The organism is Nostoc sp., assembly GCF_036916655.1.
Taxonomy (GTDB): domain Bacteria; phylum Cyanobacteriota; class Cyanobacteriia; order Cyanobacteriales; family Nostocaceae; genus Nostoc.
In genome coordinates, this window is sequence record NZ_JBALFY010000101.1 from 165,289 (window position 1) to 181,773 (window position 16,485).

Below are 16,485 nucleotides of genomic sequence, written 5' to 3' on the forward strand. Positions count from 1 at the left end.
GAAGAAAAAACAAAAAATAAAAGATTGACAACTTATAATTTATATTCCCTAGCTAATAACTGAGAACTCGTAAATCCTAACTGATAATTATTAACTCCTAACTTCTTAATTAACGGCGCTGATCGGCAAAACATTGTAAGCGCCAAGAATTTTTAAAACCTCTGTGTGGATAGTTAATTCTGCTAAAGCAGATTGCATTTGTGCTTCTTTGGCATCCGCTTCTAAATCCATGAAAAACAAGTATTCGCCTAGCGATCGCTTCGTCGGACGAGATTCAATCCGGCTGAGGTTAATCCCTAGTTGAGCAAATATTTGCAAAGGTTTGACTAATGCTCCGGGTGTGTTGGCAGGCATACTAAAAGCCAGCGATGTGTGAGTAGTAGACACTTTTTGAGTCTGGTATCCAGTGTCCGTTTCACCCTGACTTACTACCCAAAAACGAGTAAAGTTTTCTGGATTGTCGTTGATGCCACTAGCAAGTATTGGCAGGTTGTAAAGTTGAGCGGCTCTACTAGAAGCGATCGCAGCCGTTGTCGTTTCTTGCTCTAATCGCTGTAGTGTTTCGGTTGTGGAATTGCTGGGAATAATCTGTACAGTTGGGAGAAAACGCTCTAACCATCCCTGACATTGTGCCAAAGCTTGCGGGTGAGAGTAAACAGTTTTAATTTTATCTAAGTTAGACGCGCAAGAAATTAATGTATGGGCAATGGGTAATACCAAAGCCAACTGAATTCGCAAGCTGTCCAACTGCCAAAGTGTATCCAAGGTTGTGGTAACACTCCCTTCAATAGAATTTTCCACCGGCACAACAGCCAATTGTGCTTGACCATTAGCAACGGCGTGCAATGATTGGGAGATAGTGGGATAAGGGCTTAACATAGCTTCAACTCCCGTGCTTTTGTTTAGCCAGTTGACATAAAAAACAGCTGCTTGTTCTGTGTAAGTGCCGGGAGGCCCTAAATGTGCGATCGATAAAGTCATGCCTTTAGCCTTGAGTTACAAGTTTAATCGGTAAATAGAGGTATGATATTCCTGTCTTGGCAAATATATCCAATATCTAATCCTACTAGACACTGTTAACACTGTTAGGTGTAAAATTTACGCAATAAACAAATAGACCAAAATATGTATCCAAGAAAATAAGTTATGGAAATCAGTCTTTTATCAGATAGATTTCTAGGCAGTTTTTTGCTATTTTATCCTGAAGATTTCTATTAGTTTCTACCTAAACAAAAATCATATTTTTGTTTTTATGTCAAGTATAAAATCCTAATCTATATTTATTGAAATAAATATAATAATGAACGTACCAACTTTTTGCCAATGATGTATACCTGATAAGTAAAAATTATTTTTACGGTCTATAAATTTTGTAATTTTCTAATAATCAGAACTAAGTTGTTAAAAAATATTAAAATTGAGAAACAGATATTTTTATTAGCTCATGGCTACCCGGTTTACTGCCTCCCAATCGGTTGAAATCGCTGTTCCAGAGCAGCCTATTCCCATTCAACACTACTTACGTCAGCCTCAACGTCTGGTTAAGGCTTTAGTTGACAATAGCCGGATTCAGCAGCTTTCTGAGGAAGTGTTTCGCTTGAAAATGCGTCCGCTTACTTTTATGTCACTGAGTATTCAACCTACTGTAGACATGAGAGTATGGGCAGAATCAAATGGAATAATTTATTTGCGATCGCTAAACTGTGAAATTTTAGGTTTCGAGTATATTAACCAGCGCTTTGCTCTCAATTTAAAAGGCTATTTGTCTCCCAAAGAGTTTAGCACTGGAACTCGCCTGCAAGGAAAAGCTGATTTAGAAGTGGTGATAGATTTCCCACCGCCATTTTCCTTTACTCCTAAGCCGATTTTAGAAGCTACTGGCAATGGTTTGCTTAAAAGCGTGTTGTTGTCAGTCAAGCAACGGTTATTAAATCAACTTTTGGCGGATTATCGCTACTGGGTGATATCACAAACCAAAGATAGAGGACTTAACGGCGATAGTACTGAATTACCAATCCTGAATGCTGAGTAATTATTTCATCACTCAGCATTTGGTAGTTTGATTTGGCAAGGACGAAAAGACTGACGATGTAGGGGCGAGGGCCCATATTGTTGCAAAGCCAGCAAATGCCGCTGGCTACCATAACCCTTGTTACTTTCTAGATTGTACATAGGGTATTTTAATGCTAGACGCATTACCAGTTCATCACGCCAGACCTTCGCAACAATACTAGCAGAGGCAATAGCGAGCGATCGCTCGTCTCCTTTGACTATTGTTTGTTGCGGCACTAGCAAATCTTTGATTGACTGATTTCCGTCAATCAAGCAGAGTGCAGGCTGTACCTTTAACTTCAGCACAGCCCGCTTCATTGCTAACAGCGTTGCTTGCAAAATATTTATCTTGTCAATTTCGGCAGTGGAAGCAAACCCAATTTTCCAGTCTACAGCTAGCTCACAAATTTGCTGTGCTAGCTGAGTTCTCCGAGAACTAGATAATTTTTTACTGTCTTTGATTTTAGCTGCTATCAGTATTGGCAAAGCATGATCTGGTAGGATCACTGCTGCCGCTACTACAGGGCCAAATAAAGCGCCTCGCCCTACTTCATCCACACCTGCAACCAACCCTGCAATCCCTGACAAGGTAGAAAACTCTAGCCAAGTGGATTGTTCCAAAGGCGTTGGCGATGTTTCTACCATAAAGCAAATTAATTATCCTCGATCGCTGAGGAACGACGGCGACGGCGACGGCTGGCAGTAGCGCTGCTATTGGCTTCACTTTCACTTTCATCTGCGATCTCGTTGGCTTTGGCAGCTTTGGCAGATAAACGTCCCGAAGGATTCGCAGTCAACTCTGATGCTTCAGTTGTCTCTTCGATTAAAGATTTTTGTTCTGGCTCAATAACTTTTGGTGTCGGTATTTTACTTGCAGTTATTTCAGGTGTTGCCTTTTGAGCAATAGTGATTATTTCAGGTGTTGCCTTTTGGACAATAGTTGATTCTGAGGTTGATTCAATTGGGGTCGTTGGCAATTGACCAGGCTGAATCACATTAATAATCACAGACTTGGTATTTTTAACTTCTTGTTCTAGCTTCACCAAAGGAGATATTCCCATCAAGGCAAATATATCCTGTTCTTGGAGGCTCATTTCTACAGTTCTAATCTCCGGTGGTTCTACCACTGGCTTAACTGGTTCTGCCTTGATAATTTTAGTGCGCTCTACTACTCTTTCACTCCAACCTGGTTTACCAAGGGTAGGGGATGGGATCTCTGGTGCAACTCCTAGTTCTGGTTCCACATCCAGGTCTAAATCTGGCTCGTTGACAAAAGCCAAGGGATTGGGAATAACCCGAGCTTCATCTTTCCCGTTTAACCCATTGACACCAATTCGACTGCGGCGAGTCCGGGTACGGCGCTTATCATTAAGTTCTTGATAACTAGGATGATTGATCAGATTTAGGTTGCTCAATTCTGAGTCGCCATCAAATGTTTCCCCAAATCCATCGTAGGTTTCTCGTGGTTCTGGAGTGCGGGCCGATGGCTGACGTGGTTCTCGGTGAGGTAAGGATACAAAACGCTCGCGCTCTGGTGTATCTGCCGGTATCGGCAATCGGTTTTCGATTTCTCCAGGGAGACGCACAGTATGTCCTAAACCGCCACAGGTAGGACAAGTTTCACCAAATAATTCGTAAATATTTTGACCCTGACGTTTGCGGGTCAGTTCTACTAAACCTAGTTCGGTAAGTTGAGCAATCTGAGGACGAGCTTTGTCTGCTTTGAGTGCTTTATTAAAGTGTTCGAGAACTTGTAGTTGGTCGCGTCGCGATTCCATATCAATAAAATCAACGACGATCACACCGGCGATATTTCGTAGACGCAACTGGCGAGCAATTTCTGTTGCAGCTTCACAGTTTGTCCACAAAACTGTTTCTCTAGCTGTTGCCGATCGCGTGAAGGAACCTGAGTTAACATCAATTACGGTTAATGCCTCTGTCGGCTCGATGATGATGTAACCGCCAGATGGTAGGTCTACTCTCGGTTTTAGAGCTTCGCGAATGGCAGCAGTGATGCGGAAGTATTCTAAAATTGGGGAGCGATCGCGATGATGGTCAATCAACAATCCCTGCGGTGTTTGACCGCCACTCCAATTCTGCAAGTACTGTTTGACGCGCTTCAAACCAGTACTAGAATCTACGACAATCCGATTGACATCCGCGCCGTACATATCTCGCAATACGCGCTGGATAAAGTCATCGTCCCGGTTGAGCAGTGCTGGAGCGCGAGTAGAATGGGCTTCCTGCTGAATGGCTTCCCATTGCTTTTGCAGTAACTCCAAATCTTCCATAATCGCTTCTTCGGGTTTGCCTTCGGCTTCTGTACGCACGAGCAAGCCCATTCCTGCCGGTTTGACCAAAATCGCTAATGCTCGCAAGCGGTTGCGTTCACTTTCACTTTTAATCCGTCGGGATAAATTTACGCCCCGACCATAAGGCATCAGTACTACGTAGCGTCCAGGTAAAGTAATATTACCCGTGAGCCTGGGCCCTTTTGTCCCCGTTGGCTCTTTCATTACTTGCACCAAAACTTTCTGCTGTGGTGCAAGTAGTTCTGTAATTGCTGCTGCGGTACGCTTCAGCTTTAATGGCCCTAAGTCGGTGACGTGAATAAAACCGTTACGCTCTGGATCGCCAATATTGACAAAAGCTGCATCTATCCCAGGTAATACGTTTTCTACTACTCCTAAGTAGATATCACCTATTTGATGATGACCTGTAGCAACAACGAGTTCCTGAATTTGATCTTCAGAAAAAACCGCAGCAATTTGGTGCTGCTCCGCGATAATAATTTGTTTCGGCATTCAATTTCCTCAAAAATTGGCAGCACTTATAGGTTTGAGGTTTGTTGTATCAAGTCCGGTTAATTACTTCTAATCCAAAACTCCTCGCGTCTGGGCGTCAGTTCTAATTATTAGTGTTTTCTCGGTTTGATATTATACTTTTGCTGCCCTCACAACCCTCAAAAGGCGCTACTGGTAATAAAAATCGCAAATCTGAGCTTCTAAGTTAAATAGCTATTGGCGCTCTTAAGAGCGTTTACACGGCTGATTATTCCAGAACTGCTGCATATCGTTTAAGCAATTAAATCAACCGTCTGTGGTTAATTTATGATGCAATACCCTCAAATCTTGAGAGTTCTGAGTTGAAAGTTTTAAATCCTGAGCGAGCATTTGAACTCAAGATATTTCATTGATAACCTACTGAATTCGTTAAGAAAAAGAAACTATTTCTATTTTCCATTCCCCGGATTTATCTTAGGGTTATACTCAGCAGCGCCAGTTGCTACCCTGCCTTGAGCTGCTCTAGCCTAAGACAAGCCGCGCTTTGCGCGTCTGTGAAAGTCTACAAGTCGGCATAGCCGACAGCAGTTGCTTTAACTCTAAAAAAGTAATGCACTAGCTCTTGGGCACTACATGGATTAGACATTCAGCAGTTGTTTAAAAAGCATGGATTTAGAGAAGCTAACTGAGCCTGCTGTTAGTTACTGATTCACAAGGTAGCTATAGAGAGAGTGTGCATTCTTTAATCTGCTTTTTGTTTGTCTAGAATAAAATCCTAGAAGTTGCACTCTAAATATCTTTGCTTTCGCCCCCTGAATACCAGGGTAGTGAACCAGCTAATTCAATGCAGCGCCAGAAAATTTCTCTTCACCCTATTCTAACGCAACCTTGCTAAAAATCAATTCATATTACCTGCCATGTCAGGACAACTACTAGCAAGTTGCCTTACAGGGATTATACCCCTAAAATTAGCCGATTGCGGTGGATGTGCAGGAGTTGAAATTCTACATTCGCCACTGCTTCTAGCATAAACAGAATTTGTTCGGGACGCAATAGCAGACCGTCCTGGCGATAGCTACCTAGATAACGGATTACAGATGACATAGATTCTGCAATGCAATTGTAGTTTTCTACTAATTCCAGTTCAAACAAGCGATCGCGCAGATTTATTAACTGGCTCTTGCCTGATTTAGTTGTTTGCTCGTACCAAAATTCCTCTTTTGCTTTGATTATATCAATCCAGTTTTGCCATTGTATGGGTGTTGTTTCTTGAAGTGCTGCTACAGTAATCAGATACTCTGCGGACTCTAGCAGTTGGGTAGCGGCACTAGCTTTTAAATCTATCTGCTCCACATTATATATTGGTATGTCTGTGGGCATTTCACAAGCCAACTTTCTGAAGAAAGTATCAACTTCCATTGGCACAGTTAACTCAAAATCTGCAATTTCACCGCTGCTAGTAGCTCCTAGAGCCAAAGCAGTTGCGAGAGAAATCCGTGGCATTGGGTGAAACCCGCCAGTAAAAGCAATTGGTAGGCCTGCTCGCCGCACAACTCGGTCAAATAGACGGATTAAATCAAGATGGCTCATCAAAGCCATACTACCTTGTTTCCCAAACCAAACTCGCAGTCTTTGCGCCTTAGTTGTATTGGGGACAAATTCGCCAGCAAATTTTGGGATAGCAGGTGATTCAATCACCACGTTATGACCAAAATCAGTGCCACAGACGCCACAATGAGAACAACCTTCAAAAGAGCAGTCGGGTACAATTGCAGCTTCTAGGGCGCGTTGCAAGTCTTCTTGAAGCCACTTTTTGTTAATCCCGGTATCGATATGATCCCAAGGGAGGGGAATATCGAGGGAGTGGGGAGAGACGCGATTAATCGCGTCTGTACAAGGGAGTGAGGAGTTAGGAGTTAGGAATTGGGTATTTTCCGCATCTCCCGATCTTTTCTGCTCTTGTACATGAAACAAATTCCATTCGCCATTTTCTATTTGGCGGTATTTCCAATCTAAATCGGCTTGGGCGATCGCAATCTCCCAAGCACTAAAAGCTCGATCTAAATTTTCATACCAAGAATCCATACCAGCACCTAATTCCCAAGCACGCCGGACTACTTTGCCCAAATTGCGATCGCCTCGTCCCACAAAATCTTCCATTGCCGAAATGCGGACATCGGTAAAATTTACCTTCACTGCCTTGACTCGGCGGAATTCTTGCCGCAACAGGTTTTGTTTGCGCTTAAATTCAGCAGTCGAAACTGAGTGCCACTGGAATGGTGTATGGGGCTTGGGTGTAAAGTTAGAAATTGTCAGGTTAAAGTTTAGGGGTTTTCTGCCTTTGCCTCGACATTCTTGCTGTAGCCAGCTTACTGTTTCGGCAATGCCTACAACGTCGGCATCTGTCTCACCCGGCAAGCCAATCATAAAATACAACTTTATTTTATCCCAGCCTTGCTCCCAAGCGGTTTTCACCCCCCGCAATAATTCTTCATTTGTCAACCCTTTATTTACAATATCTCGCATCCGCTGAGTACCAGCCTCAGGAGCAAAAGTCAGTCCACCTTGGCGAGTACCTCCAAGGATGTTGGCAATATTCTCATCAAATCTGTCTACCCGTTGGCTTGGTAGAGTTAGAGAAATATTTTCATTTTTTAAGCGATTTTTGATTTCCATCCCCACTGCTGGTAGGGATAAGTAATCAGAGCAACTCAGAGATAATAAGGAAAACTCATTGTAACCAGTTGCCCGCATACCTTGTTCAATTGCTTCTACCACCTTATCAGGTTCTACATCCCGTGCTGGTCGAGTCAGCATTCCTGGTTGACAGAAGCGACAGCCACGAGTGCAACCACGCCGAATCTCAATGGTTAAACGGTCATGAACTGTTTCTACATAGGGAACTAACCCAATGGAATATGCTGGTATGGGAGTTGCAACCCTTCGCAGAATTCGTTTTGGGACATCTGGGCGATGAGGGTGAACTGAGCCATCCTCTGCCATATCGTAAAACTGAGGTACGTATACACCTGGTATCTGTGCCAAGTCAAGTAACAGATGTTCCCGACTTAATCCTGCTTGTTTGCCTTCTTCTAAGACTAAACCAATTTCTGGCAGCAGTTCTTCTCCATCTCCCAGGGCGAAAAAGTCGAAGAAGTCAGCATAAGGCTCAGGATTTGATGTCGCTGTTTGCCCACCAGCGAAAATCAACGGATAGGAAGACTGGGTATCACTAAATTCTCCCCTACCCCCCTGCCTCTCTCGCCACGTCAAGGGAATTCCAGCCAAATCCAACATTTCGAGGATGTTAATTGCACCCAGTTCATAACTGAGGCTAAAGCCCAAAATGTCAAATTCTGTTAGCGATCGCTTTGACTCTACCGCAAACAATGGCGTATTAGTTTCGCGTAGTTTGGCTGCCAGGTCTTGTCCTGGGAGGTAGGCGCGATCGCACAATTGACGCGGTTGGGCATTTAAAATGTTATAGAGGATAATGTGCCCTAAGTTAGATGCACCGACTTCATATACTTCTGGGTAGGTTAAAACCCAATGTATTGCTGTCTTATCCCAAGCTTTGTGTATTGCTAATAGCTCGTTACCCAGGTAACGAGCTGGTTTGGAAATACCCGATGTTATTAATTTTTCAACTGCAACAACCACTGTGCTATCTTCTAGCTACCTTAATTACAGCTACCCAAAGCTAACCTTAGCATTTAATTAGGACTTCTAACAGAGTTTGTCGTTGCAACTTACAATTCCTTTACATTAAAGTCTACTTCTTGTCCTAAGCTTTGTACTTTTACATCAAAGTTCTGTTTGGCTAAATGCAGCTTCACCGTCTAAGATTTCAAATACCTTATCAAGTTGCGTCAGTTCAAAAATAATTCTAATTGGTGGAGCTACGGCGCAAAGCCGGCAACTTCTTCCTAAAGTAAGAGCCAGTTTGTGTGTAGATAACAATGCCATTAACCCTGTGCTGTCTAAGGATTCTACTGCTGCTAGGTCTACTACCAAGATGGAAATACCATTTTGTGCCAACGCGGTGGTCATATCTCGTTCAAATTCCAAGGCGTTTGCAGCATTCAAAGACCCTTGGGGGCGAATAACTGCAATCTTGGGATAGTTAAGCACTGCCTGCATAGTTACATCCTATTAAGAATTTTGAAGCGTCAAGCTAAGGATTATTTGAACATAAACTCTATTTTGTTGCATCGACCATACGTCTTACCTCTCTTTGCTGAATCTTTATTGCTTTCGTATCTCTGTTTAAAGATTGTTATAATTCCAGGTTAAAATGTGTTTATATATACTTTTTTTTTATCTCAGTTCAAAAACAATCAACTATAGACGGTCATAGAGCAGACAAATCATCAGTAACTATGCTGAGAAATCTTGCTTAGTCTATAACTAAAGCTAATTTAGCCAAGTCTTAACGTTAGGTTAAATCTTTCACTTTAGCGTTGCTGATGGCATACAGCAAAGCCAAAGCGAATTATTTATCGAACTAATTAAACTGTGATATATATCACTAGTAAGTTAGTATTTGGAGCACTCTTCATACTTAGACTAATCTGAAATGATTAGTATCATATTACAGTTTGGTTATTACTTATGAGAACTCAGTACGCTATTCGTAAATTGGTAGAAAAAGCTCTTGACATAAAAAAACTCACCCCTGAGATAGAAAATGAAATAAACTCAGAATTGACAGAACTTGGTTATATTTCTGATGTTGATTACGAAGCCCTCGAATTATTAATGGCAGAGATGGATGCTGGCAGAATTCAGTTAGTTCCTAGCCTGGGATATTAGAATAATTCGTAATTCGTAATTCGTAATGATACTCTCTAGGAGACGCTAAAGGCGTAGCTTGCTTCCCTGTATGGGTACGCGGACTCGCTAACTTAATTAAGTTTTGTAACGGGGATTGAAAAGAGCTACAAAATTTGCCCATGAGGAGAGATTAAGGGAGAAGAGTTTTCTCCTTCGCTCCTTGCACCTCAAGAGTGCTGAGTAATCAGTGCTGAGTGGGGAAGATGAGGGGACAAGGGGGAATTATTGAATAGTCTCTCCCTTGTTTCCCCCCTCTTCCTTGTCTACCTTGTCTCTTCTGCATGCCCAATGCCCTAATCCTCAATCCTCAATCTCCAATCCCTCTTGATATGCTTGCCACAGTTGGTGAATAAACTGATTTAGTTGCTGCTTTGCGGCTGAATCTGATTCAGTTTTTGGTTCTTTTGCTAAAACTTGGCTCAAGAAGGTAATTACTTCTGTGTCTAATGCTGGACAAAATAAATTGGCAGGCCAAAGTAGGTCAGATGCATCTCGCAAATCGGTAATTAGCGGCGATTCTTGAATGAAAGTGACCATTAATAAAGGACGCACCCAGTATAACTGACGGGAAACTACAAATTGAATGACTTCTGCATACAGATTCCTATCGCCATGTTTTAAAGACACAATTTGTCCTGGTTGAAGAAATTCTAGGCTGATGTCCATCATTATGCAGCTTGGGCAGGGGCAAGGATTATTTTGCAACTTCCTTAATCTTCAAAGTGAAAATGCGTTAACTTTAAGGAAGGCTTCTGTAAGATTAGGGTAACACTGTTACGGCAGCCGTGTCTAAGACATTTGCCTTACCAGTGGCTACGCAAGACTAATACGACCAATCCTTGGCAGTAAAGGGTTTTCCTAGCATAGTATCTGAGCAGAAATACTATAGAATAGGTGAACAACTGTTGAGCGATCGCAAAACAGAGACTTTGTTGTAGTGAAGTAACGAGAAAAGAGCAAAGAGCCGTGTCAGTTGAAACCATTCAAAAGCCTTCCACAACCCGCAAGCTCGCGCCTCGGTATCGCGTTTTGCTCCATAACGACGACTACAACTCGATGGAGCATGTTGTACAGTCACTAATAGCCACTGTACCAAGCCTTACACAACCCCAGGCTGTGAGCATTATGATGGAAGCCCATACTAACGGGCTAGCTTTAGTCATTACTTGCGCCCTGGAACACGCTGAGTTTTATTGCGAAACATTGATAAGTCACGGTTTAAGTAGCACGATTGAACCTGATGAATAGTCATTGGTCATTGGTCATTAGTTGAAATATAGAGTATTGGCTGGTGACTTAACATTGGTATGAAAAAAAACCTTGTCCGTTTAGCTGAACACCCTGCTCCTATTAGGCTGGGTTGTTTTATTTTGACTTTATTGTTGCTATGGTTGCCATTAACTGCACCAATATACTTACTAGTGCATGATTCAAACTTAGAAAGTATATTGACATTGGTATTGTTATATGTAGTGTTTATTTCGCTCCTGAGACTGTGGGGTAAATATGTCTATAAACAGACCCAAATTCTGCGGCATTATGGTTTAGAATTCACGCGACAAAATGGTGTGGATTTAATACGTGGCTTGGCTATAGGCATAATTAATATTCTGATACTTTTTGGGGTAGAAAGTTTGTTTGGTTGGTTGGTATGGCAACAACCAAAAGTTTTCTTGCTGAAAATAATTTTAGAGGGTTTACTTGTTGCTTTGGGTATTGGATTTGCTGAGGAATTGTTATTCCGAGGCTGGTTGCTAGATGAACTACAACGAGATTACAGTCTGCGTGTGGCACTGTGGACAGATGCAACTGCCTTTGCTACATTGCACTTTATTAAACCCTTGGAAGCAATTATTCATACACTGCCGCAATTTCCAGCTTTAGTACTGCTGGGGTTAACGCAAGTGTGGGGAAAGCGTTGGCGGAGGGGACGCTTGGGTTTTCCAATTGGTTTACATGGTGGTTTAGTTTGGGGTTACTACATTATTAATGTTGGGGAATTAGTGAAATATTCTGGCCAGGTTCCTGATTGGGTGACCGGTGTGAATAATAATCCCCTACAAGGAGTGATGGGGGTGTTATTAATGAGTGTACTAGCTTTGGGGATACGGGGGCGAACAGTAAAGAATTAAAAATACTAAATTGTTTCTATAATGGGTTATGTTAAGCCCACTATGCTATGAGCTTTAGTTTAGAGAGCTTTCAACTCGGCGATATCATCACTGGAAAAATCATTAAGGTGGAGCCTAAAGGTGTTTTAGTTGATTTTTATACCGATCAACTAGCTTATGTTCCACTCCTAGAGCTATCATTCGCTGATATTCAGTCCCCAGAAGAAGCCGTGCAATTAAATGAAATCCGAGAATTTCTGGTTGTGGGAAATTACGATGGCGAACACAATATTTTCTTCTCGCATTGTTCACCTGAGACACTAAAAGATAGCGATCGCTTGTATGAGACGGCATTGTATCTGGCTTCGGAAAAATGTGGTTATCCCATAAGTAGAGAAGACCTGATCGTACACACTAAAATTCGTGATGTTCATGGAAACGGAGTCTCAGCAACTATTCAGTGGTTCTTGTGTTCTCAAGAGCATCCACCAACAGTTTCTTTTTCAATTCGCAAACTAGAGATGCGAAAAGCATGGGAACGGGTACGGCAATTGCAGACTGAGGACGTAACAGTATATGGAAAAATCCTTAAAAAGACTTCGAGGGGTGCATTAGTGAAAATTGAGGGTTTATATAGCTCAATTCGTACTTATGTTGATAAGCAGAGGGAAGAATTGGTAGTAGGGGAGGAACTTCCACTCAATATTATAAAAGTGCGAGAGGAGGATAATTTCCTAGTACTGCTCCATCACTCTGTTTCAGTCAGACTCAAGCAGTTGCAGGTTGGTCAGGTTGTTAGCGGCATTATACGGGGTATCAAAAACTATGGTGTGTTCGTTGATATTGGAGATTTATATGCTTTGTTACCGACCTCAAAAATGTTCCATCCATCTGTTGACCATCCAAACCAAATCTTCAAAATTAATGACCATTTAAAGGCAAAGATCATCAAAATAGATCCTGAAAACTGTCAAGTTGTTCTAGAGAGTTGTGGAAGTTAGCTATCACAACACAATTTTAGTGCAACGGACTGCTAAAAGCCTTTGATACTGAGTTCAAGTGCTTATCTAAACCGTATTGAAATGTATTTGACATTCAAACAAATATAGCTGTGATGTTTTTGATAAAAATTGCCAAGGAGAAAAAACAATGATACAGCCAGTCATTTTAGAAAAATTAGAAGAACTCCCTGAGTCTCTTCAGACAGAAGTGCTTCATTACATTGAGTTTTTGATAGAGAAGCACGCTAAAAACTCTACTCAAGAAAAGCAGACAAACAAGCGTCGCGTTGCTGGAACGATGAAAGGAATGTTTGTTCTGCCATTGCCTAACGACTTTGATGAGCCGCTTCAAGATATGAAAGAATATATGGAATGAATAGATTACTATTGGATACTCATGCTTTTATCTGGTTTGTCTCGAATGATGCCACCCTGCCAGTGTTAACTAGAGAAAAAATTGAATCTGCTGAGTGAGGCTGTTTTCTTTAGTATTGCAAGTCTTTGGGAAATGGCGATTAAACTCAACATTGGAAAACTATCCCTACAGGGTGCTTTTGAAGAGATTGAACCTAAACTAATTGCTGCGGGTATAACGATTCTCTCTATTACCTTTACCGATACTGTTCAATTCCGTTATTTACCACTGCATCATCGTGATACGTTTGATCGTATTCTGGTGGCACAGGCGATAAATCATTCCCTTGTTTTGATTAGTCGTGATTCGGCTTTTGATGCCTATAATATTCAGCGGGTTTGGTGATGAAAAAGTGGCTACGGCACGCAGCATCAAATATCCTCCCGTGGAAAGCTAGCCCATTCTTCACTACGGGCTATATCGATTTCATGTGCGGAAGGTGCATTTCCTAAATCAGCACAGAGTCCCCATAAAGATTGTCGGAGAAAATTAGAGAGTTTATCTGTTAACTCGCGTTCTATATCAGGAGCAATTTGCTGGATCAAACGTACTTTATCCACAGTTGAAAGCTGCTTTGCTAGTTTGATGATTTCTTGTAAACTCACAAATTTTCACCTGCTTAATCTGCAAAAATTTTAACAATAGCTAAGAATACTGCAAACGGCGAAGTAGTGACCTTCGGATGGGAATAAAAACGATCGCCATAATTCACCTTGCGCGATCGCACCTACGCCACATTCTTGACTGAGATAATTCCTTCACCACACCACTGAATCAGTAGCCATCTGTCAGAATCTTTATCCAGTGCTGGCTTGAGACGGAAATTAAAAACCTCTTGCCATACCTCTACTCCATACTGGGATACAAAATTTGCCTCCAGTTCTTTGAACTGTTCCCATTGCCGATTTGCGATCGCGGTCAACATGGGAATGATTGCGGTGATTGAGACTTGGGCGGCGACGGGTGTCATTCTGGATAGTCCTCAAAAATACAAATAATCGGCATAGGTGGTTTTTTGGTGTTGATGATTTTAACCAACCGTTTACCCTTGCTTCTGGCAAGCGCAAAACAGGCTAACTCTGTTTCTGCTGCCGACCAATCCCTTGGATCTGTTACCGGGTCAAACTCTTCTTCATCTGAATTGTTTGATTGGCTGTCATCGGTCATGCTTTGATTCCTTAATAGGGACTGCGACTAGGTACGATTACACAAATTTTTACGCAAGCGTTTCAATCACTGTCCCCACCAAACACACTTTATTCAAATTAACGCCGCTCAAATTTGCACCATCTAACTCTGCACAAAGTAAATTCGCTCCCGTCAAATTCGCCCCTGCTAAATTCGCCCCCCGCAAATCAGCTTCTTCCAGGTTTGCTTCACTCAATAAAGCCCCTTGCAAATCGGCGCGACTCAAATCTGCACCTTTGAGATTTGCCCCAGTCAGGTTTGCACCGCGCAAGTCAGCACCGCGCAAGTCAACCCCTTGCAAGTTCACGTTCATCAAATTAGCACCACTCAAGAAAGCACCCACCAATGACACATCACTGAGTCTGGCTCCCATCAAGTTAGCGCCACGCAAATTACTACCCCGCAAGTCAGCACCCGTTAAATCTGCTTGCATCAGGTTTGCTCCCATCAAATTCGCCCGCAAGTCAGTTTCTTGGAGGTTCGCTCCCATGAGGTTCGCCCCTTCCAAATGCCCACCTTCGAGTTTAGAACCAGCAAAATTAGCGCCCACAAGGGTAGCGCCAGCAAGATTAATCCGGCTTAAATCCAGTCGAGAGAGTTCCTCGTCTTCTAAATTTGCCCCTGAAAGTTGTTTGAGTTGTCCTAATCTAATGGCTTCAATATTCATGTAGAGTAATTACCAATCTCTTCACTGATCTTGCTGTGGCTATCCCATTGGGAATCAAGTATCCAGATGCCGGCGCTGACTTTGGGTGTCATCAAGGGTAAGTCGAGTCCTTGTTGTAAACCCATAACTAACAAAGCTAGGGTATCTACAAGTTTAGGGTCAAAGTGGCTAGATTCTTGCTGTTTGCACTCATCTAAAGCTTGAGTAAATATCTGTTCCCGGCTTTGATTTGACGATTTTCGCTGATTGACTCGCCACTGAAAGTCTGCCAATAATGCCAAAATTCTCGACTCTAGGGGAATTTGATCTCCAACTAAACCTATTGGTTCCCCTGCGCCATTCCACCATTCGGTTTGGTGAGTGATAATTTGGGCAACGGCTCGCAGTCGTGGCATAGTTCGCAATACTTGCACCCCTGGTATTAAAGGACAACTGGGGGGATGTAGATAGCGCGCGGGTATATGATCAGAAGTCAGGACACTTTCGGCATTTTGTAATGGATCTATGCGATGTAACAAAGCCGCTAGCCGCAATCTCTTAATTTGCCATGCGGGAAGATCCAATAGCTGGGCCATCGCTTCCGCAAGTACTACTATTTCCGCAGCTGCCATTGGATTGTTGACATCTGCCATATCCATCAGTTGTGCCATTCGCAAAAAGGCTTGGATTTCGTTAGAAACCAAGTTGCGATCTAGGGTTTGTTTCTGAAGTGCTGTGGAGATGGATAAATTATCTTGCCCAGTCTGGAGGTAATCTACTACACGGGAGACAACTGCACCTAAATTTTGGGATCTGGCCATTGATGGTACAATTTGCTGTTTATTGCCTGTGAGTTTTTGTGCCAGTTCTGGGTTGTATTTTTGGATGTGAGCGATCGCAATTTCTGCTGTCTCTTGCACTAACTCCGGCTCAAATGTCCATAAACCATAGAATTTACGCTCTAAGTCTGATGTCGGCACTCCAGCACTCCCATAATCAGCCTCCGATAATTCTTGACAAATTACCATTGCTGTGTAATTAGGTGACAAGATAATTAAGTGCCACTCTTGCGCCACCGAATCAACTGGATCTAATGCTACTAAGTCTACATTGGGTAGCTGACTGGTAGGATGTTCAGCAAAGCCAGATTCAGCGGCAGCCATGATGGCAATTTGGCGGCTGCGCTGGGCGATGTCTGCATATCGTTCAGCTTCTTGTAGATACCATTTTCCTTGTTGAAAGGCTGCAATCACCAAGGGTGTACCGTCGTCGGTTAAGATATGGTCTTCTAGGGCATGGCACAGGGCAACTAGGGTATTTTTGTAGTAAACACCGAATCGAATTGGCCTGGTGGTGTGGCGATGGGCTGTTTCTAGCTGTTGGAGTATTGAACCTTCTAACATGGGATTTGGTAAAAATAACCGCAGAGGCGCAAAGGACACAGAGGAGGAAAAAT

The 16,485-nt window shown here is 42.5% G+C and carries 18 protein-coding genes; 7 read left to right on the forward strand and 11 right to left on the reverse strand.

Going from position 1 to position 16,485, the window contains the following annotated elements:
- Window positions 1-105: 105 nt before the first annotated feature.
- Window positions 106-981, reverse strand: coding sequence for a prephenate dehydratase (pheA, locus tag V7L31_RS28100; protein ID WP_334699266.1), 876 nt, complete (start codon window positions 979-981; stop codon window positions 106-108).
- 463 nt (window positions 982-1,444) lie between these two features.
- Here pheA and V7L31_RS28105 point away from each other — a divergent pair, with 463 nt between their 5' ends.
- A complete protein-coding gene (locus tag V7L31_RS28105; RefSeq protein ID WP_334699267.1) occupies window positions 1,445-2,032 on the forward strand; it encodes a DUF1997 domain-containing protein in 588 nt (195 codons plus the stop codon).
- An 8-nt stretch (window positions 2,033-2,040) separates the two neighbouring features.
- On the opposite strand, the gene V7L31_RS28110 is transcribed toward V7L31_RS28105, so the two are convergent.
- The 4 genes from V7L31_RS28110 to V7L31_RS28125 form a co-directional block, all read right to left on the reverse strand.
- Window positions 2,041-2,697: a ribonuclease HII gene (locus V7L31_RS28110; RefSeq protein ID WP_334699268.1), complete on the reverse strand. Its 657-nt coding sequence runs from the start codon at window positions 2,695-2,697 to the stop codon at window positions 2,041-2,043.
- An 8-nt stretch (window positions 2,698-2,705) separates the two neighbouring features.
- Complete coding sequence (locus tag V7L31_RS28115; RefSeq protein WP_334699269.1) at window positions 2,706-4,856, reverse strand: Rne/Rng family ribonuclease; 2,151 nt, start codon at window positions 4,854-4,856, stop codon at window positions 2,706-2,708.
- Window positions 4,857-5,789: 933 nt separating this feature from the next.
- Window positions 5,790-8,495 carry a TIGR03960 family B12-binding radical SAM protein gene (locus V7L31_RS28120; RefSeq protein ID WP_334699270.1) on the reverse strand — a complete coding sequence of 902 codons (2,706 nt, stop codon included), beginning with the start codon at window positions 8,493-8,495 and terminating at the stop codon, window positions 5,790-5,792.
- Window positions 8,496-8,639: 144 nt separating this feature from the next.
- Window positions 8,640-8,975, reverse strand: coding sequence for an STAS domain-containing protein (locus V7L31_RS28125; RefSeq protein WP_334699271.1), 336 nt, complete (start codon window positions 8,973-8,975; stop codon window positions 8,640-8,642).
- Window positions 8,976-9,446: 471 nt separating this feature from the next.
- On the opposite strand from V7L31_RS28125, the gene V7L31_RS28130 reads away from it, so the two are divergent.
- Window positions 9,447-9,647, forward strand: a complete 201-nt coding sequence (locus V7L31_RS28130) for a hypothetical protein (protein ID WP_179067590.1) — start codon at window positions 9,447-9,449, stop codon at window positions 9,645-9,647.
- Between the two features lie 321 nt (window positions 9,648-9,968).
- Here the strand turns inward: V7L31_RS28130 and V7L31_RS28135 are convergent, their stop codons facing one another.
- Window positions 9,969-10,334, reverse strand: coding sequence for a hypothetical protein (locus tag V7L31_RS28135; RefSeq protein ID WP_334699392.1), 366 nt, complete (start codon window positions 10,332-10,334; stop codon window positions 9,969-9,971).
- A gap of 300 nt (window positions 10,335-10,634) precedes the next feature.
- On the opposite strand from V7L31_RS28135, the gene clpS reads away from it, so the two are divergent.
- The 5 genes from clpS to V7L31_RS28160 all read left to right on the forward strand — a co-directional run bounded on the left by clpS (window position 10,635) and on the right by V7L31_RS28160 (window position 13,540).
- On the forward strand, window positions 10,635-10,916 hold the full coding sequence (clpS, locus tag V7L31_RS28140) for an ATP-dependent Clp protease adapter ClpS (RefSeq protein ID WP_012410249.1): 282 nt from the start codon (window positions 10,635-10,637) through the stop codon (window positions 10,914-10,916).
- A 59-nt stretch (window positions 10,917-10,975) separates the two neighbouring features.
- Entirely contained in the window at window positions 10,976-11,800 is an 825-nt protein-coding gene (locus V7L31_RS28145; RefSeq protein WP_334699272.1) for a CPBP family intramembrane glutamic endopeptidase, read from the forward strand.
- Window positions 11,801-11,847: 47 nt separating this feature from the next.
- A complete protein-coding gene (locus V7L31_RS28150) occupies window positions 11,848-12,780 on the forward strand; it encodes a S1 RNA-binding domain-containing protein (protein WP_334699273.1) in 933 nt (310 codons plus the stop codon).
- 148 nt (window positions 12,781-12,928) lie between these two features.
- A complete protein-coding gene (vapB, locus tag V7L31_RS28155) occupies window positions 12,929-13,156 on the forward strand; it encodes a type II toxin-antitoxin system VapB family antitoxin (protein ID WP_334699274.1) in 228 nt (75 codons plus the stop codon).
- An 81-nt stretch (window positions 13,157-13,237) separates the two neighbouring features.
- Window positions 13,238-13,540, forward strand: a complete 303-nt coding sequence (locus tag V7L31_RS28160; RefSeq protein WP_334699275.1) for a type II toxin-antitoxin system VapC family toxin — start codon at window positions 13,238-13,240, stop codon at window positions 13,538-13,540.
- 26 nt (window positions 13,541-13,566) lie between these two features.
- Here V7L31_RS28160 and V7L31_RS28165 read toward each other — a convergent pair whose 3' ends face one another.
- The 5 genes from V7L31_RS28165 to V7L31_RS28185 all read right to left on the reverse strand — a co-directional run bounded on the left by V7L31_RS28165 (window position 13,567) and on the right by V7L31_RS28185 (window position 16,432).
- The gene (locus V7L31_RS28165; protein WP_334699276.1) at window positions 13,567-13,800 is read right to left on the reverse strand and encodes a hypothetical protein; all 234 of its coding nucleotides are present in this window, start codon (window positions 13,798-13,800) and stop codon (window positions 13,567-13,569) included.
- Window positions 13,801-13,922: 122 nt separating this feature from the next.
- A complete protein-coding gene (locus V7L31_RS28170; protein WP_229492475.1) occupies window positions 13,923-14,165 on the reverse strand; it encodes a hypothetical protein in 243 nt (80 codons plus the stop codon).
- Entirely contained in the window at window positions 14,162-14,362 is a 201-nt protein-coding gene (locus V7L31_RS28175; RefSeq protein WP_334699277.1) for a hypothetical protein, read from the reverse strand. The genes V7L31_RS28170 and V7L31_RS28175 overlap by 4 nt, the downstream gene beginning before the upstream one ends.
- 49 nt (window positions 14,363-14,411) lie before the next feature.
- Complete coding sequence (locus V7L31_RS28180; protein ID WP_334699278.1) at window positions 14,412-15,050, reverse strand: pentapeptide repeat-containing protein; 639 nt, start codon at window positions 15,048-15,050, stop codon at window positions 14,412-14,414.
- Window positions 15,047-16,432 carry a DICT sensory domain-containing protein gene (locus V7L31_RS28185; RefSeq protein WP_334699279.1) on the reverse strand — a complete coding sequence of 462 codons (1,386 nt, stop codon included), beginning with the start codon at window positions 16,430-16,432 and terminating at the stop codon, window positions 15,047-15,049. Before V7L31_RS28185 ends, V7L31_RS28180 begins: the two co-directional genes overlap by 4 nt.
- Window positions 16,433-16,485: the final 53 nt, after the last annotated feature.